The 22,988-nt window shown below is 73.3% G+C and carries 25 protein-coding genes; 12 read left to right on the top strand and 13 right to left on the bottom strand.

Annotated elements, in window-relative coordinates:
- Positions 1-32: 32 nt before the first annotated feature.
- On the top strand, positions 33-1,844 hold the full coding sequence (locus tag BN344_RS12675; RefSeq protein WP_081788579.1) for a BCCT family transporter: 1,812 nt from the start codon (positions 33-35) through the stop codon (positions 1,842-1,844).
- 63 nt (positions 1,845-1,907) lie between these two features.
- Here the strand turns inward: BN344_RS12675 and BN344_RS12670 are convergent, their stop codons facing one another.
- Genes BN344_RS12670 through BN344_RS12660 form a run of 3 tightly spaced genes read right to left on the bottom strand, consistent with a single transcriptional unit; the run spans position 1,908 to position 3,573 of the window.
- Positions 1,908-2,621 carry a mycothiol-dependent nitroreductase Rv2466c family protein gene (locus tag BN344_RS12670; protein ID WP_040338761.1) on the bottom strand — a complete coding sequence of 238 codons (714 nt, stop codon included), beginning with the start codon at positions 2,619-2,621 and terminating at the stop codon, positions 1,908-1,910.
- 19 nt (positions 2,622-2,640) lie between these two features.
- Complete coding sequence (locus tag BN344_RS12665) at positions 2,641-3,135, bottom strand: glutathione peroxidase (protein WP_040338760.1); 495 nt, start codon at positions 3,133-3,135, stop codon at positions 2,641-2,643.
- Positions 3,136-3,177: 42 nt separating this feature from the next.
- Positions 3,178-3,573, bottom strand: coding sequence for a DUF2237 family protein (locus tag BN344_RS12660; RefSeq protein WP_040338759.1), 396 nt, complete (start codon positions 3,571-3,573; stop codon positions 3,178-3,180).
- Between the two features lie 53 nt (positions 3,574-3,626).
- Between BN344_RS12660 and BN344_RS12655 the strand changes: the two genes are divergently transcribed.
- A complete protein-coding gene (locus tag BN344_RS12655; protein WP_040338758.1) occupies positions 3,627-5,588 on the top strand; it encodes an acetoacetate--CoA ligase in 1,962 nt (653 codons plus the stop codon).
- A 159-nt stretch (positions 5,589-5,747) separates the two neighbouring features.
- On the top strand, positions 5,748-7,019 hold the full coding sequence (locus BN344_RS12650; protein WP_051515853.1) for an acyl-CoA dehydrogenase family protein: 1,272 nt from the start codon (positions 5,748-5,750) through the stop codon (positions 7,017-7,019).
- A gap of 84 nt (positions 7,020-7,103) precedes the next feature.
- On the opposite strand, the gene BN344_RS12645 is transcribed toward BN344_RS12650, so the two are convergent.
- The 4 genes from BN344_RS12645 to BN344_RS12630 form a co-directional block, all read right to left on the bottom strand.
- Entirely contained in the window at positions 7,104-7,622 is a 519-nt protein-coding gene (locus BN344_RS12645; RefSeq protein ID WP_197022309.1) for a cupin domain-containing protein, read from the bottom strand.
- A 75-nt stretch (positions 7,623-7,697) separates the two neighbouring features.
- Positions 7,698-8,939, bottom strand: coding sequence for an MFS transporter (locus BN344_RS12640; RefSeq protein WP_040338757.1), 1,242 nt, complete (start codon positions 8,937-8,939; stop codon positions 7,698-7,700).
- A 28-nt stretch (positions 8,940-8,967) separates the two neighbouring features.
- Entirely contained in the window at positions 8,968-10,674 is a 1,707-nt protein-coding gene (locus BN344_RS12635) for a glycoside hydrolase family 13 protein (RefSeq protein ID WP_040338756.1), read from the bottom strand.
- Positions 10,675-10,688: 14 nt separating this feature from the next.
- Positions 10,689-11,075, bottom strand: a complete 387-nt coding sequence (locus BN344_RS12630) for a VOC family protein (RefSeq protein WP_040338755.1) — start codon at positions 11,073-11,075, stop codon at positions 10,689-10,691.
- Positions 11,076-11,226: 151 nt separating this feature from the next.
- On the opposite strand from BN344_RS12630, the gene BN344_RS12625 reads away from it, so the two are divergent.
- Entirely contained in the window at positions 11,227-11,604 is a 378-nt protein-coding gene (locus BN344_RS12625; RefSeq protein ID WP_040338754.1) for an FKBP-type peptidyl-prolyl cis-trans isomerase, read from the top strand.
- A gap of 55 nt (positions 11,605-11,659) precedes the next feature.
- Positions 11,660-12,391, top strand: a complete 732-nt coding sequence (locus BN344_RS12620; protein WP_231486760.1) for a DsbA family oxidoreductase — start codon at positions 11,660-11,662, stop codon at positions 12,389-12,391.
- 64 nt (positions 12,392-12,455) lie between these two features.
- Here the strand turns inward: BN344_RS12620 and BN344_RS12615 are convergent, their stop codons facing one another.
- Genes BN344_RS12615 through BN344_RS12605 form a run of 3 tightly spaced genes read right to left on the bottom strand, consistent with a single transcriptional unit; the run spans position 12,456 to position 13,922 of the window.
- Positions 12,456-13,418, bottom strand: coding sequence for an NAD(P)H-dependent flavin oxidoreductase (locus tag BN344_RS12615; protein ID WP_040338753.1), 963 nt, complete (start codon positions 13,416-13,418; stop codon positions 12,456-12,458).
- A gap of 21 nt (positions 13,419-13,439) precedes the next feature.
- Positions 13,440-13,682 carry a hypothetical protein gene (locus BN344_RS12610; protein WP_040338752.1) on the bottom strand — a complete coding sequence of 81 codons (243 nt, stop codon included), beginning with the start codon at positions 13,680-13,682 and terminating at the stop codon, positions 13,440-13,442.
- 57 nt (positions 13,683-13,739) lie between these two features.
- A complete protein-coding gene (locus tag BN344_RS12605) occupies positions 13,740-13,922 on the bottom strand; it encodes a hypothetical protein (RefSeq protein WP_051515936.1) in 183 nt (60 codons plus the stop codon).
- An 84-nt stretch (positions 13,923-14,006) separates the two neighbouring features.
- Here BN344_RS12605 and BN344_RS12600 point away from each other — a divergent pair, with 84 nt between their 5' ends.
- The 6 genes from BN344_RS12600 to BN344_RS21050 all read left to right on the top strand — a co-directional run bounded on the left by BN344_RS12600 (position 14,007) and on the right by BN344_RS21050 (position 18,472).
- The gene (locus BN344_RS12600; RefSeq protein WP_040338750.1) at positions 14,007-14,327 is read left to right on the top strand and encodes an ArsR/SmtB family transcription factor; all 321 of its coding nucleotides are present in this window, start codon (positions 14,007-14,009) and stop codon (positions 14,325-14,327) included.
- Positions 14,324-14,827 (top strand): SRPBCC family protein, encoded by a 504-nt coding sequence (locus tag BN344_RS12595; protein WP_051515852.1) that lies wholly within the window; start codon positions 14,324-14,326, stop codon positions 14,825-14,827. Before BN344_RS12600 ends, BN344_RS12595 begins: the two co-directional genes overlap by 4 nt.
- A gap of 117 nt (positions 14,828-14,944) precedes the next feature.
- Positions 14,945-16,159: an MFS transporter gene (locus BN344_RS12590; RefSeq protein WP_040338749.1), complete on the top strand. Its 1,215-nt coding sequence runs from the start codon at positions 14,945-14,947 to the stop codon at positions 16,157-16,159.
- Positions 16,159-17,412, top strand: a complete 1,254-nt coding sequence (locus BN344_RS12585; RefSeq protein WP_040338748.1) for an alpha/beta fold hydrolase — start codon at positions 16,159-16,161, stop codon at positions 17,410-17,412. The genes BN344_RS12590 and BN344_RS12585 overlap by 1 nt, the downstream gene beginning before the upstream one ends.
- Entirely contained in the window at positions 17,409-18,077 is a 669-nt protein-coding gene (locus BN344_RS12580; RefSeq protein ID WP_040338747.1) for an acVLRF1 family peptidyl-tRNA hydrolase, read from the top strand. Before BN344_RS12585 ends, BN344_RS12580 begins: the two co-directional genes overlap by 4 nt.
- 263 nt (positions 18,078-18,340) lie before the next feature.
- Entirely contained in the window at positions 18,341-18,472 is a 132-nt protein-coding gene (locus BN344_RS21050) for a hypothetical protein (RefSeq protein WP_269319903.1), read from the top strand.
- A 199-nt stretch (positions 18,473-18,671) separates the two neighbouring features.
- Here the strand turns inward: BN344_RS21050 and BN344_RS12570 are convergent, their stop codons facing one another.
- Positions 18,672-19,694, bottom strand: coding sequence for a zinc-binding dehydrogenase (locus BN344_RS12570; protein ID WP_040338745.1), 1,023 nt, complete (start codon positions 19,692-19,694; stop codon positions 18,672-18,674).
- A 105-nt stretch (positions 19,695-19,799) separates the two neighbouring features.
- Here BN344_RS12570 and BN344_RS12565 point away from each other — a divergent pair, with 105 nt between their 5' ends.
- Positions 19,800-21,884 carry a HelD family protein gene (locus BN344_RS12565; protein ID WP_231486758.1) on the top strand — a complete coding sequence of 695 codons (2,085 nt, stop codon included), beginning with the start codon at positions 19,800-19,802 and terminating at the stop codon, positions 21,882-21,884.
- Here BN344_RS12565 and BN344_RS12560 read toward each other — a convergent pair.
- Together BN344_RS12560 and BN344_RS19935 are read right to left on the bottom strand one after the other, a co-directional pair.
- Positions 21,790-22,692 (bottom strand): YhjD/YihY/BrkB family envelope integrity protein, encoded by a 903-nt coding sequence (locus BN344_RS12560; RefSeq protein WP_040338744.1) that lies wholly within the window; start codon positions 22,690-22,692, stop codon positions 21,790-21,792. The genes BN344_RS12565 and BN344_RS12560 overlap by 95 nt on opposite strands.
- Positions 22,689-22,859, bottom strand: coding sequence for a hypothetical protein (locus BN344_RS19935; protein ID WP_155858866.1), 171 nt, complete (start codon positions 22,857-22,859; stop codon positions 22,689-22,691). Before BN344_RS19935 ends, BN344_RS12560 begins: the two co-directional genes overlap by 4 nt.
- Positions 22,860-22,988: the final 129 nt, after the last annotated feature.

Here is a 22,988-nt window from a genome sequence, read left to right as displayed (position 1 = left end):
CGGAGCAGCGCCCGCACGGGCGCCACACCACAGTGACCAGAGCCGATCAACCCGCCCCTCCCCGCCGCCGACGCCGGACGCACCCTGCCCTGGCCGAGCCGCCGGTCGCGGCGGCCGAGCACGACCGCGGCCTGGACAAGACCATCTTCGGCATCTCGGCGGTGCTCGCTCTCGGCTTCGTCGCCTGGGGGTTCAGCGCACCCGAGAACCTGGGGAGCGCGAGCGGCTCCGCGCTGGGCTGGATCGAGAGCAACCTCGGCTGGTTCTTCGTCCTGCTGGCGACGGGCGTCGTCCTCTTCGTCCTGTGGCTGGCGGCCAGTCCGTACGGGCGCATCCCGTTGGGGCGCGACGGGGAGGCGCCGGAGTTCCGCACGATCAGCTGGGTCGCGATGATGTTCAGCGCCGGCATGGGCATCGGCCTGATGTTCTTCGGCGTCGCCGAGCCGCTCACGCACTTCGTGTCCCCGCCGCCCGGCACCGTGGGCGGGGAGACCAACGAGGCCGTCACCACCGCGATGGCGACGACGCTCTTCCACTGGACGCTCCACCCGTGGGCCATCTACGCCCTGGTGGGCCTCGCGGTCGCGTACGGCACCTACCGGCGGGGACGCTCGCAGCTGCTGTCGGCGGCCTTCACCCCGCTGTTCGGTCGCGCGGCCACCGAGGGGCCGGCGGGCAAGCTGATCGACGTCCTGGCCATCTTCGCCACGCTCTTCGGCACCGCGGCCTCCCTGGGTCTCGGGGCGCTGCAGATCGGCAGCGGGCTGGAGATCATCGGGTGGGTCGGCGAGGCCGGCAACGCGGTCATCGTCGCCGTGCTGGCCGTGCTGACGGCGGCGTTCGTGGCCTCGGCCTTCTCCGGCATCGCCCGCGGGATCCAGTGGCTGTCCAACATCAACGTCGTCCTGGCCTTCACCCTGGCGCTGTTCGTCTTCGTCGTCGGCCCCACCGTGCTGATCCTCGACCTGGTGCCCACTGCGCTCGGGTCGTACTTCGGCGACCTGGCCGACATGGCCGCCCGCACCGAGGCCGCCGGCGGGGAGGCGATGGCGGAGTGGCTGTCCGGCTGGACCGTCTTCTACTGGGCCTGGTGGATCTCGTGGACGCCGTTCGTCGGTGTCTTCATCGCCCGGATCAGCCGGGGCCGCACGATCCGCGAGTTCGTGGCGGGCGTGCTGCTCGTGCCGAGCGTGGTCACGCTGTTCTGGTTCTGCGTCTTCGGCGGCTCGGCCATCTCCGCGCAGCAGGACGGGGTCGACCTCGCCGGCGAGGGGAGCGAGGAGGCCCAGCTGTTCGGCCTGCTCGAGACGCTGCCGTGGACCGGCGTCATGACGGTCATCGTGATGCTGCTCGTGGCCATCTTCTTCGTGACCGGCGCGGACTCCGCCTCGATCGTCATGGCCTCGCTGTCGGAGCACGGCAGGCGGGAGCCCACGCCGAAGATCGTCATCTTCTGGGGCGTGGTCACCGGTGCCGTCGCGGCGGTGATGCTGCTGTCCGGCGGCGACGTCGGACTCCAGGGACTGCGCAACCTGACGATCATCGGGGCGCTGCCGTTCGCGCTGGTGATCGCCGGCTTGGCGGTGTCCCTCACCAAGGACGTGCGCCGGGACCCGATCGTGCTCCGCCGGACCGCGGCGGTCGAGGCGGTGCAGCAGGCGGTCGTCGAGGGCATCACCAAGCACGGGGACGACTTCTCCCTGGCCGTGCAGCCGAGTTCCAACGGCGCGACCGGACCGGGTCCCTCGCCGGTCCAGGCCGCCGTGGAGCGGTCGTCGGACGGTACGAGGACGGCGTCCGACGTCGGGTCCCCGGTGCCCGCGCCGGACGACACGCCCCGCTGAGCCGACGGAACCGCCGGGATCACGCGATCCCGGCGGTTCCCCTGCCTGGGTGGAACGGCCGGTCTAGCGCTTCTGCCGACGGCTGCCGCCGTGCCAGTCCTCCTGCTGCCCCGCCTCGTCGGTCCGCACCCCGAAGGCGGGCAGCTGGGGCCGCTCCCGGAGGCTGCGCTTGAGCTCCGCGAAGCCGGGGAACGAGGCGAGGCCCACGACGTGGTCCCACAGCGCGACGGCGTCCGCGTCGTCGGGCAGGCGGCTGATCACGGGGCCGAAGAACGCCACGCCCTCCGGTGGCCGGAAGTGCAGGATCGGCGTGCCGACGTCCTTCCCGGTCAGCGCGAGGGCCTCGTCGGTCTCGGCCTGGATCTGCTCGTCCCAGGCCGTGTCCTCCAGAGCGGCCGCGAGCTCCGCGGGGAGCCCCGCCTCGGCCAGCACCGGCTCGACGAACTCGCGGGTGCCGCGGCGCGCGGCGTCCCCGCGGGTGGCCGGGACCTCGAACACGTGCGCGCCCAGCGTGGCGTACAGCCGGTCGACCGCCTCGGGACCGTGGTCGGCGCGGGCCCGCGCGGCGACGCGCAGCAGGCGGAGCCCGGCGGTGTGCCCAGCCTCGTACTCGGGCGGGAAGTGGCTCGCGTAGTCGACGTGCGCGTTGAGCAGCCGCAGCGAGATGAACCGCCACTCGACGTCGTACTGCCGCTGGGCGCTCACCTGGCGGACCCACTTGCTGGTCATCCAGGCGAAGGGGCAGACCGGGTCGAACCAGAAGCGGAGGTCAGCCATGCGCTCGACCGTAGCCCGGTCAACCGGGCAGGACCGCCTCGATCGCGGTCCGCACCTCGGGGGCGTCCGGCTGGATCATCGGGCGGAACCGGGCCACGACCGAGCCGTCCCGATCGACCAGGAACTTCTCGAAGTTCCACTGCACGTCGCCGGCCTCGCCGGCGGCGTCGGGAGCGGTGGTGAGCTGCTGGAAGAGCGGGTGCGCGCCCTCGCCGTTGACCTCGACCTTCTCGGTCATCGGAAAGGTGACGCCGTAGGTGGCCGAGCAGAACTCCGCGATCTCCTCGGCAGAGCCCGGCTCCTGGCCCATGAACTGGTTGCAGGGCACGCCGACGACCGTGAAGCCCCGGGGCGAGAACTCCTCGTGCAGCGTCTCGAGCTGGCTGTACTGCGGCGTGAGGCCGCACTTGCTGGCCACGTTGACGACGAGCGCCGGCCCGCCGCCGGCCAGCTCCCGCAGCGTCGTCGCTCGGCCCTGGAGGGTGGTCACCGGCACGTCGAGGAGGTCGCTCATGACCGCGGCAGCGCCGCCGGCGAGGTGTTCATTCCGCCGTGCTCATTCCAGCGCGCTGATGTCGTCGGGGACGTCCACGGCGTGCTGGCGGAGCGCCTCCATCGGCACGATCTCCAGCGCGCGCTCGTTCGTGGCGGCCAGCACGACGCCCGCGGCGGCCCCGGCCTGGTAGGCCTGCAGCCAGCGGACGGCGACCACGCACCAGCGGTCACCCGGACGCAGCCCCGGAAAGCCGTACTCGGGACGGGGCGTGGACAGGTCGTTGCCGAGCTCCCGCTGCATCACGAGGAACTCGGCCGAGACGACGGCGCAGACGGTGTGCGAGCCCAGGTCCTCGGGGCCGGTGCTGCAGCAGCCGTCGCGGTAGAAGCCGGTGAGCGGTTCGGTGCCGCACGGCTGCAGCGGTCCGCCCAGCACGTTCCGTTCGTCCTGGGGCACGGGAACTCCTGTCTCCGGTGGGCACGCGATGGTCAGGATGGCAGGGTGCGGGCGTGAGCGACGTCCTGTGGCAGCCGACTCCCGAGAGCGTCCGTGGCACGCGGATCGCGGCCTTCGGCGCGTGGGTCGGCCGGCGGCGCGGGCTCTCGTTCGGCGACCCGGTCGACTACGACGCCCTGTGGCGGTGGTCGGTCGAGCACCTGGACCAGTTCTGGGGCGACCTGGCCGAATGGACCGGCGTGCTCCCGGGTGTCCCGGACGACCGGGTGCTGACCCGCCGGGAGATGCCGGGTGCCCTCTGGTTCCCGGGGACGACGGTGAACTTCGCCGAGCAGGTCTTCCGGCAGAGCACGCCCGACCACCCGGCGATCATCGCCACGGCCGAGGACGCCGAGCCGGTCGAGATCTCCTGGGCGGAGCTGCGCGGCCGGGTGGGCGCCTTCGCCGCCACCCTCCGCCGGCTGGGCGTGGGCTCGGGCGACCGGGTGGCCGGCTACCTGCCCAACGTGCCCGAGGCGGTGGTCGCCTTCCTGGGCGCGGCCGCCGTCGGCGCGGTGTGGTCGGCGTGCGCACCGGACTTCGGCACCCGCGCGGTGCTGGACCGCTTCGCGCAGATCGAGCCGACGGTCCTGGTCGCCGTCGACGGCTACAGGTTCAACGGCCGGGAGTTCGACCGGCGCGACATCCTCGCCGAGCTGCGCGCGGCGCTGCCCAGCGTGCGGACGACGGTCGTCGTCCCCCGGCTGTCCGACGAACTGCCCGGCGGAGCGCTGGCCTGGGCGGACGCGGTGGCCGACGCGCAGGAGCCGGTCTACGAGCCGACCGCCTTCGACCATCCGCTGTGGATCGTCTACTCCTCGGGCACGACCGGGCTGCCGAAGGGCATGGTGCACGGCCACGGCGGGGTGGTCCTCGAGGGACGGAAGTCCGCCGAGCTGCACATGGACGTCGGGCCCGGCGACCGGTTCTTCTGGTACGCCTCGACCGCCTGGATCATGTGGAACATCGCGACGTCGACGCTGCTGGCCGGCTGCACGCTGGTCGTGCACGACGGCGCGCCCGCCTATCCGACCAAGGACGCGCAGTTCGCCCTGGCCGCGCGGACCGGGATGACCTACCTGGGCACCAGCGCCGGGTACCTGACCGCCTGCGAGCGGGCCGGGCTCCGGCCGGGGGCGACGCACGACCTGTCGGCGCTGCGCGGGGTCGGCTCGACCGGCTCCCCGCTGCCGGCGGCGGCGTTCCGCTGGGTGTACGACGCGGTGTCGTCCGACGTGCTGCTGGGCTCGCTGTCGGGCGGTACGGACGTCGCGACAGGCTTCATCGGCAGCTCGCCGCTGCTGCCGGTGACGGCGGGGGAACTGCAGCGCCCGATGCTCGGCGTGGCCGCCGCGGCGTGGAACGAGGCCGGCGAGGCGGTGACCGGGGAGCTCGGCGAGCTGGTGATCACCGAGCCGATGCCCTCGATGCCGCTGTACTTCTGGAACGACCCGTCCGGTGAGCGGTACCGCGCCGCCTACTTCGAGCCCTGGCCGGGCGTCTGGCGGCACGGCGACTGGCTGGAGATCACCCCGCGCGGGACCTGCGTGATCACCGGCCGCTCGGACTCCACGCTCAACCGCGGCGGCGTGCGGATGGGGACCGCGGACATCTACGCGGCGGTGGAGTCCGTGCCCGAGGTGCTCGACTGCGTCGTCCTCGGGGTGGAGCAGCCCGACGGCGGCTACTGGATGCCGCTGTTCGTGCAGCTCCCGCCGGGGGAGGAGCTCACCGAGGAGCTCGTCGGCCGCCTGCGGGCGGCGATCCGGGAGCAGGCCTCGCCGCGGCACGTGCCGGACGAGATCATCGCCGTGCCGGGCGTGCCGCACACGCGCACGGGCAAGCGCCTGGAGGTGCCGCTCAAGCGGCTCTTCCAGGGCGTGGACCCCGAGAAGGCGGTCAACCGCGGCACGGTGGACGATGCCGCGCTGATCGAGCACTACATCGCCCTGGCCCGGCAGCGGCGCACCCCCTGAGCGAACCTGCGGCACCGGAACCCGGGACTTTCGGCGCCGAAAGTCCGTCGGGCCGCCGGTGAGGCTGGTCACCTGCGCGGATGACGGCGGCATGCGGGGGCACGGTGCACCCGCCAAGGTGTACGTGATCATCCCGCCGTCGAGGAGGGCCGACCGACGATGACGTCGAGCGCCAGCACCGAAGAGACCGAGACCCTGCTGCCCCCGCCGCCGGTCCTGCTGCCCCCGTGGCACACGCCCGAGCGGGAGGAGCTCCAGCTGCAGGCGCGCCGGTTCGCGATGGACGAGGTGCTGCCGGTCGCCGACGAGCTCGACCCGCAGAAGGGCCTCATCCCGGCGTCGCTGCTGTCCCGGCTGGCCGAGCTCGGCTACTTCGGCATCACCGTGCCCGCCGAGCAGGGCGGGCTGGGGCTCGGCGTCTTCGAGTACTGCATGGTCAGCGAGGAGCTGGCCCGCGCGTGGATGTCGACGGCCAGCATCCTGGCCCGCTCCCAGGGCCTGGGGACGGCGGTGCCCGACGCCGACCGCCGCGAGGAGCTGCAGCGGCGCAGCGCCCGCGGCGAGTGGATCGGCGCGATCGCGCTCTCCGAGCCGGACGCTGGCTCGGACCTGGCCGGCGTCTCCACCCGCGCCGTCCTGGAGGGCGACGAGTGGGTCGTGACCGGGCACAAGCGCTGGTGCGGCAACGCCGAGGCGGCCGACTTCATCCAGGTGCTGGTGCGCGAGCGCGAGCCGGAGGAGGGGGAGTCGCGCTCGGCCGGGCTGATCAACCTGCTGCTGGAGAAGGAGCGCGGCGAGTTCCCCGAGGGGCTCACCGGGCATCCGATCGACAAGATCGGCTACCACGGCTTCCTGACCTGGGACCTCACGTTCGACGGCGTGCGGATCCCGGCGGACAACATCATCGACGAGGCCAAGGCGGCGCGGGAGGACAGCGGCGAGGAGGGCGAGGCCGCCAAGCAGGCCGGGTTCGCGGAGGCGCAGAAGTTCCTCAACACCGCCCGCGTGCACACCGCCGCCCGCGCCGTCGGGCTGGCCCGTGCCGCGCTGGAGGACTCGATCCTCTACCTGCAGGAGCGCGAGCAGTTCGGTCACCCGATCGGCGACTTCCAGGCGCTGCGCTTCGCCGTCGCCGAGATGGCCGCGCAGATCGAGCAGGCCCGCGCCTTCTACCGGCAGGTGGCGCACCTCATCGACCTGGGCATGCCCGTGGCCAAGGAGGCCTCGATGGTGAAGCTCGAGGCCACCGAGATGTCGGTGCGGGTGACCAACCAAGCGATGCAGCTGCACGGCGGCAACGGCTACACGACCGAGCGGCAGGTGGAGCGGCACTGGCGGGACGCCCGGCTCACCACGATCTTCGAGGGCACCAGCGAGATCCAGAAGCGGATCATCAGCGACCGCCTGCTGCCGCGGTCCCCGCTCGGCTGAGGCCCTGGCGCCTCCGTTGCGCGGAAACCCACGTCTCGACCGGCCTCGAGGCGTCGGAATCCGCGCAATCGCCGGGGGTCACGGTCACCATTCGGGGGTCGTGAGCCCGTAGCGCTGTATGACGTCCGCCTGCCAGTCCGGTTCGCCGAACTCGAGGCCGTAGGTCGCGGCCACCGCCACGAACGCGGCCGGGTCGGTCGTGCCGGCCTCGGCCAGGTCGGCGATGTCGCGGAAGAAGCCCTCGAAGCCGGCCGGGCTGATGATCTCGATCATCCGGGCGGGGGTCGGGCCGGCGTTCCACATGGCGTGCATCTCGCCGCGCGGCTTGGTGATGTAGCCGCCGGGGCCCAGGACGGCCTCCCGGTCGCCGGACCGGAAGCCGATCTCCCCCTCGAGGACGATCGAGTACTCGTCCTCCCGGGTGTGCAGGTGCGCGGAGACGTACGCCCCCACCTCGAACGGGTGCTCGACGACCGAGATCGAGCCGCCGGTGTCGTGGCCCCAGAGCTTGAACGCCACGCCGACGCCGTCCCCGAGGTCGGCCAGCCTCCCCTCGCCAGGGCGCACCACCGTCAGTGGTGGCGGCTGCACGTCGTCCGACACGGGCACCTCCCGAGGTCGCTGTCAGTGCCGTCATGCTGGCGTCGCGGAGGCCGCCCGTACAGCGGTTCCCGCGCGTCACACCTCGGCGCGGGCCTCGTCGTCGGCGTGCTCGATGTGCACGAGCTGCCGCCAGATGAGCGCCAGGATGAGCGCGGAGCCGACGAAGGCGAACCAGAACGGCCCGGTGATGCCCCAGATCTTCGCGATCACCCCGCCGAGCGCCTGGCCGGCCACGATCCCGCCGAAGACGCCGACCATGTAGAGGCTCCCCACCCGGCCCTGCAGCTCCATCGGCACGGCCCGCATGCGCACGGTGCGCGACGTCGTCCCCCACACGAAGGCATGGACGCCGAAGACGAACATGATCACCATCGCCACCCAGGGCGTGGTGGTGAGCGCGAACCCCAGGTGGGTGAGGGTCTCGATGATGAGGCCGACGCGCATGATGTTGCCCAGGCTGGCGTGCCGCTCCAGCCAGTCGTAGCCGAACGTGCCGAGGACCCCGCCCAGGGCGCTGACCGTGGTGAGCAGGCCGAAGCCGACAGGCCCCATGCCGAGGGTGTCGGTGGCGTAGAGGACCAGCACCGACCACGCGGCGCCCCAGGTGACGTTGAACGTGACGATCGTCAGGGTGAGCGTCCGGACGGCGGCATTCCCCCAGGTCCAGCGCCAGCCCTCCGCGACGTCGCGGCGCAGGTGGCTGGGCGTCTCCGGCCGCGGCCGGGCGGGCACGGCCATCCGGGAGAGCAGGACCACCGCCAGCGCCAGGCACAGTGCCTGGACGGCGAACGGCCAGGCGGTGCCCGCCGCGAAGAGGAAGGCGCCGATGGCGGGCCCGGCGAGGTTGTTCATCGTCAGGAAGCCGGCCATCACGCGCGCGTTGCCGATGCCGAGGTCGGCCTTGCCGACGACCATCGGCAGGAGGGTTCCGGTCGTGACGTCGGCGAAGACCTCGGCGACGCCGAGCAGGAACATCGCGGTCAGGACGACGCCGACGTTGACGACGCCGGTGACCAGGGTCAGCGTGAGCCCGACGAGGATCGCGGCGCGGATGAGGTCCGCGACGATCACCACGAGGCGGCGGTCGAGCCGGTCGGCCAGCACGCCCGCGTAGAGCCCGAACAGCAGCCAGGGCAGTCGCTGGAGGAGGGCGGCGAGCGCGACGAGCAGGGGGTCGGAGGTCTGCGAGGCCACCAGCAGGGGGCCGGCGGCCACGAGGATGCCGTCGCCCAGATTGCTCATCCAGGACGAGCCGACCAGCCAGCGGAACGGCGTCCCCATGCGGGCCGGGAAGACGGCCTCCAGCGTGCGACTCACGCCGGGACCCTAGGTCAGCGGACCGTGGTCACAGCCGCAGGACCCGGGCCTCCCACGGGCGCAGCTCGCCGGGGTCACCGTCGGCCAGGTTGCCCAGCACCAGCTCGGCGCCGGCCGCCTGCGGCAGCAGGGAGGTCAGGTCGTGCGCCCTGCGGGAGACGTTGCAGACGACCAGCAGCGTCTCGCCGTCCAGGGAGCGGGTGAACGCGTACACGTCGTCGTGCTCGGGCAGCAGCATGGTGAAGTCGCCGAGCGCCACCACCGGCAGCTGGTGCCGCAGCGCGATCAGCCGGCGGTAGTGGGCGAGGACCGAGGTCGGATCCTCCCGCTGGGCCTCCGCGTTCCACTCGACGTGGTCGGGGTTGACCGCCAGCCACGGCTCCCCGCTGGTGAACCCGGCGTGCGGGGAGGCGTCCCACTGCACGGGGGTGCGGGCGTTGTCGCGGCTCATCGTCCGCATCGCGTCCAGGACGGCGGCCGGGTCCTGGCCCGCGGAGACGGCCTGCACGTGGTGGTTGAGCGATTCGACGTCCCGGAAGTCGTCGAGGGAGGCGAACGGGTAGTTCGCCATGCCGAGTTCCTGTCCCTGGTAGACGTACGGCGTCCCGCGGTGCAGGTGCAGCAGGGTGGCCAGGCAGGTGGCGGAGTCGCGGCGGTACCGCGGTGAGTCGTCGCCGAAGCGGGACACCGCCCGCGGCTGGTCGTGGTTGTCCCAGTAGAGGGAGTTCCACCCCACCTCGGCCAGGCCGGCCTGCCAGCGCCCGAAGGAGGCCTTCAGGTCGCGCATCCGCAGCGGGTTGAGGTCCCACTTCGACGTGCCGTGGTCCAGGCCGACGTGCTCGAACTGGAACACCATGTCCACCTCGCCGCGGGCCGGGTCCGTGAACAGCCGTGCCTGCTCCACGGTGACGCCCGGCATCTCGCCGACCGTCAGCAGGGCCTCCGGGCGCCCCGCGAACACCTCGCGGTGCATCTCCTGGAGGAACTCGTGGATCCGCGGCCCGCAGATGAAGGACGCGTAGCCGCTGCCGAGCGACGAACCGGGCAGCGGCGGCCCGTCGTGCAGGTGGCCGTCCTCGGCGACGTCCTTGCTGATCATGTTGATGACGTCCATGCGGAAGCCGTCGACGCCGCGGTCCAGCCACCACCGCATCATCTCGTAGATCGCCTGTCTGACCTGCGGGTTCTCCCAGTTCAGATCGGGCTGCCGGCGGTCGAACAGGTGCAGGTAGTACTCGCCGCTGGCCTCGTCGAGCTCCCAGGTCGGCCCGCTGAAGAACGACTGCCAGTTCGTCGGCTCCGCGCCGGGGTCACCCGCGGCCATCCCTCCTCTGGGCGGCCGCCACCAGTACCAGTCGCGCTTCGGGCTGTCGGCCGAGGATCGTGATTCGAGGAACCACGGGTGCGCGTCGCTGGTGTGGTTCACCACGAGGTCCATGACCAGCTTCATCCCGCGCGCGTGCAGGGCCTCGATCAGCTCGTCGAGCTGGGCCAGCGAGCCGAAGAGCGGATCGATGTCCTGGTAGTCGCTGATGTCGTAGCCGTTGTCCGCCTGAGGGGACGGGTAGACCGGCGACAGCCAGAGGACGTCGACGCCGAGATCGGTCAGGTGGTCCAGGCGCTGCAGGATCCCGCCGAGGTCACCGACGCCGTCGCCGTCGGAGTCCTGGAAGGAGCGGGGATAGATCTGGTAGACCACGGCGCTGGTCCACCACGGTGCGGTCCCGTCCGGCACGGCGGCTCCCCAGCTCAGGACGGCGGCGAGTGGTGCACCGCCTCGACGTTGTTGCCGTCGGGATCCCGGAAGAACGCCCCGTAGTACCCGGGGTGGTACTCGGGCCAGACCCGCGGCTCGTGCAGGATCTCCGCGCCCGCCGCCCGGGCGGCGGCGAACACGTCGTCGACAGCCTCGCGCGAGGGCGCCGCCAGCGCCAGGTGGACCGGGCGGTGGCCGGTGTCCTCCCTCGGGCTGACCCACAGCTGCGGCTGCCCGTCCGGCCCGGCCAGGCCGATCACCGGCCCGTGCGGGGTGTCGTGGCGCATGAACTCGCGGACGCCGCAGGCGGCGAAGACCCGTACGTAGAAGCCGGCCGCAGCCTCGCTGTCGGCCGTCTGCAGACCCAGGTGGTCGATCATGGCCGGAAGGTAGCGACGGCCACCGACATTCCGGAACCTCCGGCGGCGCCGCGCCCATCGGCGGCAGTGCGGCGGCCACCCGGGCGGGCTCCCCGCTCCGCTGCTTGGATGGGTCCGGTGCCGGGAGAGCCTCGGCGCAGGAGGGAGCACCGTGGCCGAGCTGACCCGTCCGGACGTCGAGCCGCCCACCGGACCGGCCCCCGACGACCTCGTGATCGAGGACATCGTCGTCGGCGACGGCCCCGAGGCGAAGGCCGGCGACCTGATCAGCGCCCACTACGTCGGCGTGACCCACGACGGCGGCGAGCAGTTCGACGCCTCCTGGGACCGTGGCGACCCCCTGGAGTTCCGCCTGGGTGTGGGCATGGTCATCCAGGGCTGGGACGAGGGCATGACCGGCATGAAGGTCGGTGGTCGCCGTCGGCTGACCATCCCGCCGCACAAGGCCTACGGCGAGCGCGGCGCCGGCGGCGTCATCAAGCCCGGCGCCACCCTGGTCTTCGTCGTCGACCTCGTCGGCGTCCGCTGACACTGCGATCCTCCGGATCGCACCGCGGCCAGGAGCCGCGACACCGCTTCGCGGAATGCTCGGAACGGACGACGACGTTGGGCCGGGCATGCGCGTAGAGGTCTGGTCCGACGTCGTCTGCCCGTGGTGCTACGTCGGCAAGCGCCGGCTGGAGACCGCCCTGGAGCGGTTCCCCCACCGCGACCAGGTCGAGGTCGTCTGGCGCTCGTTCCAGCTCGACCCGACCGTCCCCGAGGGCGAGACGCACCCGACCCTCCCGGCGCTGGCCGCCAAGTACGGCGTCGAGGTGGAGCAGATGCGCGAGAACATGCGCGGCCTCGAGCAGGTCGCCGCCGACGAGGGGCTGGAGTACCACCTGGCCGACGGCGTCAGCGGCAACACCCTGCTGGCCCACGAGCTGCTGCACCTGGCCGCCGAGCACGGCAAGCGCAACGAGCTCAAGGAGCGCCTCCTGCACGCCTACTTCGAGGAGCAGCGCTCCGTCTTCGACGTCGAGTCGCTCGTGCCCCTGGCGGTCGAGGTGGGGCTGGACGAGGCCGAGGTGCGCGAGGCCCTCACCGACCGGCGCTTCCGCTGGGCCGTCAGCGAGGACAGCGCGACCGCCATCGAGCTCGGCGCGCGGGGCGTCCCCTTCTTCGTCGTCGACCGCAAGTACGGCGCCGCCGGCGCTCAGCCCGCCGAGCAGCTGCTGCAGCTCCTCGAGCGCGCCTGGGCCGACGCGAAACCGCTCATCACCGTCCCGGCCGCCGAGGGCTGCACGGACGACAGCTGCGAGGTCCCGCACTAGACCCGCCGATTGCGCACTTATCCACCTCTCGCGAGGTCCGGACAGGTGGACAACTGCGCAATGATCACGCGAGCAGGCGGGGAACCGACCGCAGCGCCTCCTCGGCGTCGGCGGTCAGCTCCCTGACGACGTCGGTCGCCGAGCGCTCCGTCGTCACCAGGCCGACCGCTTCTCCGGCGTAGAGCGGCGCGTGGGCGGGATCCCCGCTGCGCCGGCCGTCGACGACGAGCTGCCGCGCGGCGGCGTCGTCCACGAGCTCGTCCTCCCGGCCGTGCCAGGCGCGGGAGAAGTCGTTGACCAGCGCCCGCCCGGGCCAGCGCTCCGGCCAGGCGATGCCCTCCGCCACGTCGAAGGCGCGGGTCAGCACGGTCTCGTCGCCCGACGCCGCCAGGATCCGCTGTCGGGCGGCCGCACCGTTGAGCCCCTCCGCGCAGGCCAGCAGCGCGGTGCCGACCCAGATGCCGGCCGCGCCGGCGACGAGTGCTCCCGCCATGGCGCGGCCGGTCGCGATCCCGCCGGCGGCGATCACCGGCCGGTCGGTGAGGGGCAGGACCTCCTGCAGCAGCGGCAGCAGCGCCCGCTGACCGGTGTGCCCGCCGGCCTCCGTGCCCTGGGCGACGAGCACGTCGACACCCGCGTCGATCGCCCGCCGGGCGTCCGCGGCGGTGTTCACCTGCGCCGCGACGGCGATCCCGGCGTCGTGCAGCGGCCCGACGTAGGGCGCCGGGTCGCCGAACGACATCGACACCAGGCTGGGCCGCGCCGCGACGGTGGCGTCGAACAGCTCCGGCCGGTCGGCCAGCGTCCAGATCATCAGTCCGACGCCGAAGGGCAGTTCGCCCTCGGCCGCCAGCGCGCACTGCTCGGTCACGAACCCGGCGCCGTGCCGGCCGCTGACGCCGATCATCCCGAGCCCGCCGCCCTGCGAGACCGCGCGGGCCAGCGCACCGCCGGCGACGCCGGCCATCGGCGCACCGACGACCGGAGTCGTGAGGTCGAACCAGCGGGTCAGCGGGGTCGTGATCACCCGCTCATCGTGCTCCCGACGTCACTTCGTCGCCGGACCGCCCTGGTCGGTGCCCTGCAGCCGGCCCAGGAACTCGTGGCAGCGCTTCGCGCGGGCGGAGTCCTGCTCCATCACCTCGCGGAAGAACGCCGCGATGTCGTCCAGGCCGGCGTTCTCGGCATCCCGGACGTACTGGCCGTAGTCGTGCCCGGCCTTGAGCGAGTGGTACTGGACGGAGACGAGGTCGAAGAAGACGTCCTCGAAGCCGGTCTCACCGGTGGCCATCGTTCCTCCTCGGTAGTCGTACGGACCGCCGCTCAGTACCCGGGGAGGACCGATCCGTCACAACGGATCGGCGTCGGTCTCCTCGCCCAGCTCCCCGTTTCCCAGCTCGTCCTCGCCGGTGGCCGAGGGGTCGTCGGCCGTCGAGGCGAGGTCCGCGCCCTGCCCGACCGCGCCGGGATCCGCCTGCAGCGTGCGCGGGTCGTTGAGCGGATCGGGGACGTCGGGATCGGTGACCGTCATGCCGATCACGTGCCCCGGCGCTCCAGGAGCGGAAACCTCTGGGCGAATGCGTAACTCGTGTGTTACACATCGGGCGTGGACGCGATGGCCGCCCTGGCCGACCCCGTACGCCGCGAGCTCGTCGCGCTCCTGGCGCACGGCGAGGTGTCGGCCGGTGAGCTCGCCGACCGGTTCCCCGTGAGCCGCCCGGCGGTCAGCCGGCACCTGCGGGTCCTGCGCGAGGCCGGCCTGGTCCGGTCGCGCACCGAGGGCCGGCACCGGCTGTACGCGCTGGACCCGCGACCGCTGCGGGAGATCGACGACTGGCTGGAGCCCTACCGCGACCTGTGGGCCCAGCGGCTGGACGCACTGGACACCGAGATCGCCCGCGGCCGGCGGGCCCGAGGAAGCGGAGGAACGGCATGACCGAGCACCTGGAGAGCCGGCGGGGCGTCGTCACGCGGCTGGATGACGGCCGGCAGCGCCTGGAGTTCCGTCGGTCCTGGCCCGACCCGATCGAGGACGTGTGGGCCGCGCTGACCGAGCCCGACCGGCTCGCCCGGTGGATCGGCACCTACGAGGGGGAGCGCGCCGTGGGCGCCACCGGCACGTTCACGATGACCCACGAGGAGGAGCCCGCGGGGGAGCAGATGACCATCGTCGCGTGCGAGCCGCCGCGGCGGCTGGTCGTCCAGTGGGTGCAGGAGGACACCGACGCCTGGCGGGTGGACCTCGACCTCGCCACCGAGGACGGCCGCACCGTGCTGCGGTTCGTGCAGGTCTTCGGCGCCGAGGCCGACGTCACCGACTTCGCGATGGGCTGGCACTGGTACCTGGACAAGTTCGGCAGCGAGGTCGCCGGTTCCCCGGTCCCCGGGAACTGGGACACCTTCCTCGCCGAGGTGGGCCCCGCCTACGCCCGCTGAGGGCCGGAACACCCGGACGAGGAGCCGCCCTCGGCTCAGCCGTTCGCCCGGTGACCCCGACGGGGGTCGGTTAGCGTGGGAAGCGCCGCAACCCGTTCGACGGAGGCTCTTCCCCACGTGGCGAATCCCTACCTGCAGGTGCTGCGCACGCCGCACGCCCTGCCCATGGTGCTCGCGGCGTTCATCGGCCGGTTGCCCCTGTCCATGGTCGGGCTGGGGTGCGTGCTGCTCGTGGCCTCCGAGACGGGCTCCTACGGTCTCGGCGGTGCCGTGGCGGCGGTCGGAGCGGTGACGACGGCGGTGGCCGGCCCGTTCATCGGCCGGCTGTCCGACGCACACGGCCAGCGCCGGGTCCTGCTGCCCGTCCTCGGCGTCTTCGTCGTCTCCGGAACCGGATTCCTGTTCGCCGTCCGCCAGGACTGGTCGCTGCTCCTCGTCTTCGTCACCGCCGGGCTGGCCGGGGCCTGCCTCCCGCCGGTCTCCTCGATGATCCGCGTCCGCTGGACCCACCTGCTCCGGGGCAGTCACCGACTGCCGACGGCGCTGGCGATGGAGTCCGTCGTCGACGAGATGGTCTTCGTGCTCGGGCCCGTACTGGTCACCATCCTGTCCACCACCGGTCATGCGACCTCCGGCCTGGTCACCGCCTTCGTGCTGGCCACGGTCGGCAGCCTGCTGTTCGCAGCGCAGCGCCGCACCGAGCCGGAACCGACCGCGGACGAGCACCGCGTCACCACCTCGGCCATGCGGTCCGACGGGCTGAAGGTGCTCTTCGTCGTGGCCGCCGCCATCGGCACGGTCCTCGGCACCCTGCAGATCTCGCTCGTTGCCTTCGCGGAGGAGGTGGGGGAGCGGCCGATGTCGGGCGTGCTCATCGCCGGCCTGGCCGTCGGCTCGATGATCAGCGGCATCGGCTGGGGCGTCGTGAACTGGCGGTTGCCGCTGCGCCACCGGCTGGCCGGGGTCCTCGTTCTGCTGACCCTGCTCAGCGCCCCGCTGCTCCTGGTCGGCGAGGTCTGGCTGATGGTGCCGTTCGTGGTGCTCGCCGGCGTCGCGGTGTCGCCGGCGCTGATCAGCGTCTTCACCCTCGCCGAGCTGCTCGTGCCGCGGGCGGCCGTCACCGAGGCGTTCACCTGGATCGGCACGGCGCTCGCGCTGGGGGTCGCCGTCGGCGCAGCCTTCTCGGGCAAGATCGTGGACGTCTCCGGAGCGAACGCCGCCCTCGCCGTGGCCACCCTCGCCGCCGCGCTCGCCGCCGTCGTCGTGGCGCTGGGCCAGCGGGTGCTGCACGTGCCGGCCGAGCACGCCTCGGCAGCGGCGCTCGTGCGCTGATGGACGAGCGGTACGAGCTCCCGGGCGCCGTGGTCCGGGACCGGTCGGTGACCGTTCCCCTGCACCGGACCGGGGCCGACGACGAGACGATCACCGTCTTCGTCCGCGAGCTGGTGCACCCCGACCAGCGCGACGCCGACCTGCCGCTGCTGCTCTTCCTGCAGGGCGGCCCCGGTGGGAAGTCGCCCCGGCCCACCCGCGGCAGCTGGATCCCGCGCGCGCTGCAGGACTTCCGCGTGGTGCTCCTCGACCAGCGCGGCACCGGCCGCAGTTCCCGGGTCACCGGCGCGACCATGCGGCGCTTCGAGGACCCTCGGGCCGCCGCCGCGTTCCTGCTCGCCTTCCGGGCCGACTCGATCGTCGCCGACGCCGAGCACGTGCGGACCACCCTGTACGGCGGCCGCCGCTGGACCACTCTGGGCCAGAGCTACGGGGGATTCCTGACCCTCACCTACCTCTCCCGCGCACCGGACGCCCTGGAGCGCTGCCTGATCACCGGCGGTCTGCCCTCGCTCCGGCCGGACGCCCGCGAGCTCTACCGGCGCACGTATCCGCGGGTGGCGGCGAAGGTCGGCCGGTTCTACGAGCGCTATCCGGGCGACGTCGCCCGCGTCGGCGCGGTGGCCGACCGGCTCGCCGCCGAGCCGGCGACGCTGCCCGACGGCGACCGGCTCGGCGTGCGAAGGCTGCAGACCCTCGGGCACGTCCTCGGCACCCAGGCCGGCGCCGAGGAGCTGCACTGGCTGTTCGAGGAGGCGCTGGAAGGAGACGGCCTGTCCGACACCTTCCTCGACCAGGTCGCCCGGCGGACGTCCTACTGGGACAACCCGCTCTACGCCGCCCTGCACGAGAGCATCTACGCGTCCGGAGCGGGCCGGACCGGATGGGCGGCCGAGGCCGAGCGCGGCCCGGAGTTCGACGGCGACCGGCGGCCGCTGCTGTTCACCGGCGAGATGATCCACCCCTGGATGTTCGACGAGATCGCCTCGCTGCGGCCGTTCGGACCGGCGGCGCACGCGCTGGCCGAGATCGAGGAGTTCACACCGCTGTACGACCCGGCCCGGCTGGCGGCCAACGACGTGCCGGTCGACGCGGCGGTCTACGTCGACGACATGTACGTCGACGCCGGGCTCTCGCTGGAGACAGCGGACGCCGTCGGCAACGTGCGCACCTGGGTGACCAACGAGTACGAGCACGACGGCCTGCGCACCGGAGACGTGCTGGACCGGCTGCTGTCCCTCCGCTGCCGATGACCCGGCCACGGCCCGCCGCCGGCGGCGGGCGCCGGCTGGGCGTCGCGCCCGCACGGCTGGGCGCGTGGCTCGACGGGGTCGCCGCGCGGCACGGGGCCTTCACCGACGTCTCGCCGGACACCGACGGGACGGTGCGGCTCACCTGCGCGGACAGCACCACCGTCGCCCTGCGCGCCCCCTTCGGCTGGACGCCGGAGCAACCGGTGCTCGGCAGCTTCACCGCGGCCGCTCGCGTCGACCGCACGGCCGCGGTGCTGCTGGTCCGCCGTGGCCGGTGGGCTGTCGGAGTGTTCGACGGCGAGCGGCTGGTCGTGTCCAAGGTCGACGCCCGGCAGGTGCAGGGCCGGACGGCGGCCGGCGGGTGGTCGCAGCAGCGGTTCGCCCGGCGGCGCGGCCACCAGACCGACGCCGTCGTCGCCTCGGCCGCCGACACCGCCGCGCGTGTGCTGCTCCCGCACGTCGCCGACGTGGTGGCGCTGTTCACCGGTGGCGACAGGGGGTTGGTCGAGGAGGTGCTCGCCGACCGGCGGCTCGCTCCGCTGGCCGTCCTGCGCCGGGAGCCGCACCTCGACGTGGGCGAGCCCACCAAGGCGGTGCTGCTCGAGACCCCCGGTCGGTTCCGCGCCGTCGAGGTGACGATCGTGGAGCCCTCCGACCGCCCCTGAATTGCGGCCGGAATGGTCCGGAATGGCGCTGTGGAATGGCGCGGTGTGTCGGCGGACACGGAAAATGCGTGTTCTGGGCCACTTTCAACGTATTTAGTGAGCGAGATCTCAGCTGCGCGCGGGATCCGTGCGCTACAGCGGGCGTTAACTACTAAAGGAACGACCAAGCGTGGCCGATGCGAATCACGACCACCGACATCTGTCAGGAGAGAGTCATGGGACCGCAGACCGCTCACAGGCCCAGCACGCTCGGCAACATCCCGATGAGTTTCGCGCCGATCCTCTTCGCGGACCCGTCCTACTTCCAGGCCGACCGCGCCCCCATGGGGTCGTACCAGGGCGACGGCGTGCGCTTCATCGCCAAGCTGGGCCGGATTCTCCGCGCCCACAGCTGAGCCATTCCGTCCTCGCCGAGCGAGGGCCGCGACGACGACGCGAGAACTGCCGAGAGGCGGCTCTCGCGTCGCTGTCGTATGTACCGCTGTTTCTTTGCGCGCCGAGTGGGGGCCGGAGGCTCCCGCGCAGGCGTGACCGACGCGCTCCATGAAACCGGTCATGGCACGTGGCCGCGGTGTCGTCCGGAGGACGACGGTGTTATGGCGTCAGGACGAGGCGGATCGGGTTGCCGTCCTTGTTCGCCAGGCGCGCCACGCCGTCGGCGGCGTCGGCGAGCGGGAGCGTCCCGGAGATGGACGCGGACAGGTCGAGCCGGTGGTGCCGGATGAGTGAGACCAGCTGATCCACGTGACCCGGCCCGGAGCCGTAGTGCCCCAGGATCCGCTGCCCGAAGTAGCTGAACTGCGTCCCCTTCTCGATGCTCAGCGGATGGTCGGTGAGCCCGACGAGCACCAGTGAGCCGTTGCGCTCCAGCGTCGCCACCGCCTGCTCGCGGACGGCGGCCACACCGGCGAAGTCGAACGCGTACGCCAGACCCGGTCCGCCGGTGAGCTCGCGGACCGCAGCGGCGACGTCGTCGGCCGGGTCGAGGGCCAGGTCGGCGCCGAAGTCCAGGGCGCGCTGCCGCGCGGCCGGCACCGGGTCGACGGCGACGATCGGCGCCGCGCCGGCCAGCCGGAGCAGCTGCACCGCGTGCGCGCCGAGCCCGCCGATGCCCCACACCCCCACCGACTGGCCGGCCCGCACACCCGCCGTCTCCACGATCGAGGCCCAGGGCGTCGAGACCGCGTCGGGCACGATGCACGCCTGCTCCAGCGGCAGGTCGTCGGGGACGGCGACGAGCGTCGTCGCCGTGGCCAGCGCGTACTCCGCCCAGCCACCGTCGTAGTCGACCCCGCGGGTGTACACCCAGCCGTTGCGCTGCTCGCCGGCCTGCAGCAGCACGCGAGCGCCCTCCGCCCAGCCCTCGACGCCGGCACCGAGCGACGCGACCGTGCCCGCGACCTCGTGGCCCAGCGTGACCTCGGGACCCTCCAGGAACAGTGGCGAGAGCGAGCCCTCGATGAGGTGCACGTCGGAGAGGCAGATGCCCGCGGCGCCCACCCGGATCAGCACCTCGCCGGGACCGGGGCGGGGAACCGCCACCTCCTTCACCGTGAACTCACGGGTGCGCACGTCGAGGCGGCCGGCCAGCATCGAGTCGGGGATCGTGTCGGTCATGCCCCCACCCTGGCGGCCGCGGCCGCGGCCCGGTGCACGGGGGTGTGACCTGCACGACGGAATGCGCTCGACCGGCGTCGGGTCGCGGCGTAACGTCCTCCGACCGTGTCTCCCGCTGCTCGCCCCGAGACCGTTGCCCCCGACGACATCCGCCCCGACCCCGTGCTCGCCGCCGAGCGGGCCCACCTCCACCGCGCTGCCGAGTGCCTGACCCGGATGCGGGACGCCACCGAAGCGGTGACCGACGCCGGTGTCGACGCCTGGGCCTCCGAGCGCCTCGGCGCCGCCCGGGCCGAACGGCTGCTCGCGCTGGCCGCCGACCCCGGCGTCCCCCCGTTCTTCGGCCGCACCGACGCCGCAGGCCCTGCCCCGGAGACCTTCCACATCGGCCGCCGGCACGTCCGCGACGACGCCGGCGATCCGGTGGTCATCGACTGGCGCGCCCCGATGAGCCGGCCGTTCTACCAGGCCACCGCCGCGGATCCCCAGGGCGTGGCCCGCCGTCGCCGGTTCGGGTTCGCCGGCGGCGAGCTCACCGGCTACGAGGACGAGCTCCTCGAGGCGGGGGACGACGGACCGGGGGAGTTCCTCCGCGCGGAGATCGAGCGACCGCGCAGCGGGCCCATGCGCGACATCGTGGCGACCATCCAGCCCGACCAGGACGACATCGTGCGGGCTCCACTGGCCGAGTCGATCTGCGTGCAGGGTGCCCCGGGTACCGGCAAGACCGCCGTCGGCCTGCACCGGGCCGCCTACCTGCTCTACACGCACGGGGGGCAGCTGTCCCGCACCGGCGTCCTCGTGGTCGGGCCCAACCGCGCCTTCCTGCGCTACATCGAGCAGGTGCTGCCCACCCTGGGCGAGGTGGACGTCGCGCAGTCGACCGTCGCCGACCTGACCGGCCGGGTGCCGGTGCGCGCGGTCGACGCCCCCGGGGCCGCGGTCCTCAAGGGTGACGGCCGGATGGCCGAGGTGCTGCGCCGCGCGCTGTGGGGCGAGATCCGCAAGCCGGCCGACGACGTGCTGGTGCCCTTGACGGGACGCCGCTACCGGGTGCCCGTCGAGCGGCTCAAGCGCTACGTCGACGACCTGCGCCGCCGGGCCCGGGCGGACGACGACCAGCAGTCGCTGCACTATGCCGCCGGCCGGGAGCGGCTGGCCCTCATGCTGGCCGAGGACGCCCGCCGCCAGAAGGAGGCGGCCGGCGGCAGTCCGACCGACGCGGAGACCCGCCGGGCCGCGCGGAGTCCCGAGGTGCGCGCGTTCTGCGACCTGGTCTGGCCCGCGCAGGACGCCGCCGGCGTCCTGGCCGCGCTGTACAGCGACCCCGCCCTGCTGGCCCGCGCGGCGCGCGCCCTGCTCGACGACGCCGAGCAGGCGCTGCTGCGGTGGGAGAAGGCCCCGCGGTCGATCCGCTCGGCGCCCTGGACCGAGGCCGACGCCGTCCTCGTGGACGAGGTGGCGGGGCTGCTCGAGCGGACGCCCGGCTACGGGCACGTCGTCGTGGACGAGGCGCAGGACCTCTCGCCGATGCAGTGCCGCGCCGTGGCCCGCCGGCTCGCCGCGGGGTCGCTCACCGTGCTCGGGGACCTCGCCCAGGCGACCAGCCCCTGGTCGGCGGCCGACTGGGGGCAGACCCTGGCCGGGCTCGGCCGTCCCGGCACCGTGGTCCGCCCGCTCACCCGCGGTTACCGGGTGCCGGCCGAGGTGCTCGACTACGCCAACCGGCTGCTGCCGCTCATCGCCCCGGGGTTGCCGGCCGCGACCGCCGTCCGCGGGGAGCCGGGGTCGCTCCGCGTGCGTCCGGTGACCGAGCTCGCCGGGCCCCTGGCCGACGTCGTCGAAGAACTGTCCGCGGTGCCGGGGTCGATCGGGGTGGTCTGTGCCGACGACGCCGTCGCCGACGTCGTCGCGATGATGTCGGACGCGGGGCTGCCTGCCGTCCCGCTGGCCGACGACGGCGAACCCCCGGCCCGCCTGGCCGTGGTGCCCGCGACGCTGGCCAAGGGGCTGGAGTTCGACGCGGTGGTGGTGGTCGACCCCGCGGCGATCGTGGCGGCCGAGCCGCGCGGGTTGCACCGGCTCTACGTCGTCCTCACCCGGGCGGTGAGCACGCTGGTCGTCCTGCACCGGGGTGACCTGCCGGCGCCGCTCGCCGGCGCTCCAGCAGCTCGTCCAGCGAGCCGGTGAGCAGCCAGCAGGCGAGCAGGACGAGGTGCAGCAGCCACAGCCAGAGGCCGAGCGCGACGACGCCGCCGACCACGGTCAGCCCGCCGAAGGGGGCGCCGAGGTCCAGCGGCAGGGACAGGAAGAGCACGAAGCCCTGCAGGAAGCCGGACAGGCACGCCGCGGTGAACAGCGCGCCGCACACCAGCGCCGGCCACCGCACCCTTCCGCCGCCCACGACCCGGAACCCCCAGGCCAGCGGGAGCGTGAGGGCGGCCAGGACCGCGTAGAAACCGACGGCGACCCGGCCGACCGTCGCCCAGGCGCCCCCGCTGTCGGCGAGACCGGCCATGGCGGCGCCGGCCAGCAGCAGCGGGTAGAGCAGGAAGGGCGCGAGGAGCAGTAGCGGCAGGGCGGCCAGCCGGCCGCGCCACGCGGTCATCCCCTCCTCGCGGTGGCTGAAGCGCAGCAGGGCCCGGCGCAGGCCCTCGCCGTACAGCGACATGGGCAGGAGGGCGAGCAGGCCCTGCAGCGGGTTCAGGTCGACGCCGGCGTCCACCAGCCGGGCGACCGCGTCGGGAGCACCGAGCTCGGGCGGCAGGAGGTCGGAAAGCCGCTCGCCGAGGTCGCTCACGCGCTCGGGCGAGGTCAGGCGAGCGGTGAGGGAGAAGGCCAGGACCAGCAGCGGCACCACAGCGATACCGGCGTAGAAGGTGAGCCCCGCGGCGATGAGCGCGAGGTCGCGGCCCCGCAGCCGGTGGCGCACACCTCCGACGAGGGCGCGGGCCCACTGGCGGGCGGAGCCGGGCGACAGGGAGGCGCGCCGGCTCACCCGGCGTCGTTGCTGCCGGTCTCCTCGCAACTCGCGTCCTGCGAGTTGCTCGCCTCCTCGCCCTGGGCGTCGCAGTTGGTCTCACCGCGCTGCAGGTCGGTGTTGTCGCCGCAGGCGACCAGCGACCCGGCGACGGCCAGCAGGAGGAGGGGGCGGCGGAGGTCCATGCCTCCGTAGTGCGCGGAGGGTGGCCTGTCGAAACGGCGCCGCGCCCGTGAACTCTGAGGCCCCTGGGACGAAGGCCGCGGAGCGGACGCGGACGGGTCCGTCACGCTGACCTGGGTCAACGGGCGTTG

Origin of the sequence: Candidatus Blastococcus massiliensis AP3, assembly GCF_000582785.1 — a bacterium.
In the GTDB taxonomy this organism is placed as follows: Bacteria; Actinomycetota; Actinomycetes; order Mycobacteriales; family Geodermatophilaceae; genus Blastococcus; species Blastococcus massiliensis.
The sequence above is the reverse complement of the archived record's forward strand: the minus strand, read 5'-3'. Positions and strand labels throughout refer to the sequence as shown.

Bases quoted from the DNA above. Each gene is read 5' to 3' on its own strand.
- BN344_RS12650 (WP_051515853.1), top strand. From the start codon at position 5,748: ATGACGTCGAGCGCCAGCACCGAAGAGACCGAGACCCTGCTGCCCCCG.
- BN344_RS12670 (WP_040338761.1), bottom strand. From the start codon at position 2,621: ATGGCTGACCTCCGCTTCTGGTTCGACCCGGTCTGCCCCTTCGCCTGG.
- BN344_RS12630 (WP_040338755.1), bottom strand. From the start codon at position 11,075: ATGATCGACCACCTGGGTCTGCAGACGGCCGACAGCGAGGCTGCGGCC.
- BN344_RS12610 (WP_040338752.1), bottom strand. From the start codon at position 13,682: ATGGCCACCGGTGAGACCGGCTTCGAGGACGTCTTCTTCGACCTCGTC.
- BN344_RS19935 (WP_155858866.1), bottom strand. From the start codon at position 22,859: ATGGACCTCCGCCGCCCCCTCCTCCTGCTGGCCGTCGCCGGGTCGCTG.
- BN344_RS21050 (WP_269319903.1), top strand. From the start codon at position 18,341: ATGAGTTTCGCGCCGATCCTCTTCGCGGACCCGTCCTACTTCCAGGCC.
- BN344_RS12665 (WP_040338760.1), bottom strand. From the start codon at position 3,135: ATGAGCGACCTCCTCGACGTGCCGGTGACCACCCTCCAGGGCCGAGCG.
- BN344_RS12585 (WP_040338748.1), top strand. From the start codon at position 16,159: ATGGACGAGCGGTACGAGCTCCCGGGCGCCGTGGTCCGGGACCGGTCG.
- BN344_RS12595 (WP_051515852.1), top strand. From the start codon at position 14,324: ATGACCGAGCACCTGGAGAGCCGGCGGGGCGTCGTCACGCGGCTGGAT.
- BN344_RS12605 (WP_051515936.1), bottom strand. From the start codon at position 13,922: ATGACGGTCACCGATCCCGACGTCCCCGATCCGCTCAACGACCCGCGC.
- BN344_RS12570 (WP_040338745.1), bottom strand. From the start codon at position 19,694: ATGACCGACACGATCCCCGACTCGATGCTGGCCGGCCGCCTCGACGTG.
- BN344_RS12580 (WP_040338747.1), top strand. From the start codon at position 17,409: ATGACCCGGCCACGGCCCGCCGCCGGCGGCGGGCGCCGGCTGGGCGTC.
- BN344_RS12600 (WP_040338750.1), top strand. From the start codon at position 14,007: ATGGCCGCCCTGGCCGACCCCGTACGCCGCGAGCTCGTCGCGCTCCTG.
- BN344_RS12620 (WP_231486760.1), top strand. From the start codon at position 11,660: ATGCTCGGAACGGACGACGACGTTGGGCCGGGCATGCGCGTAGAGGTC.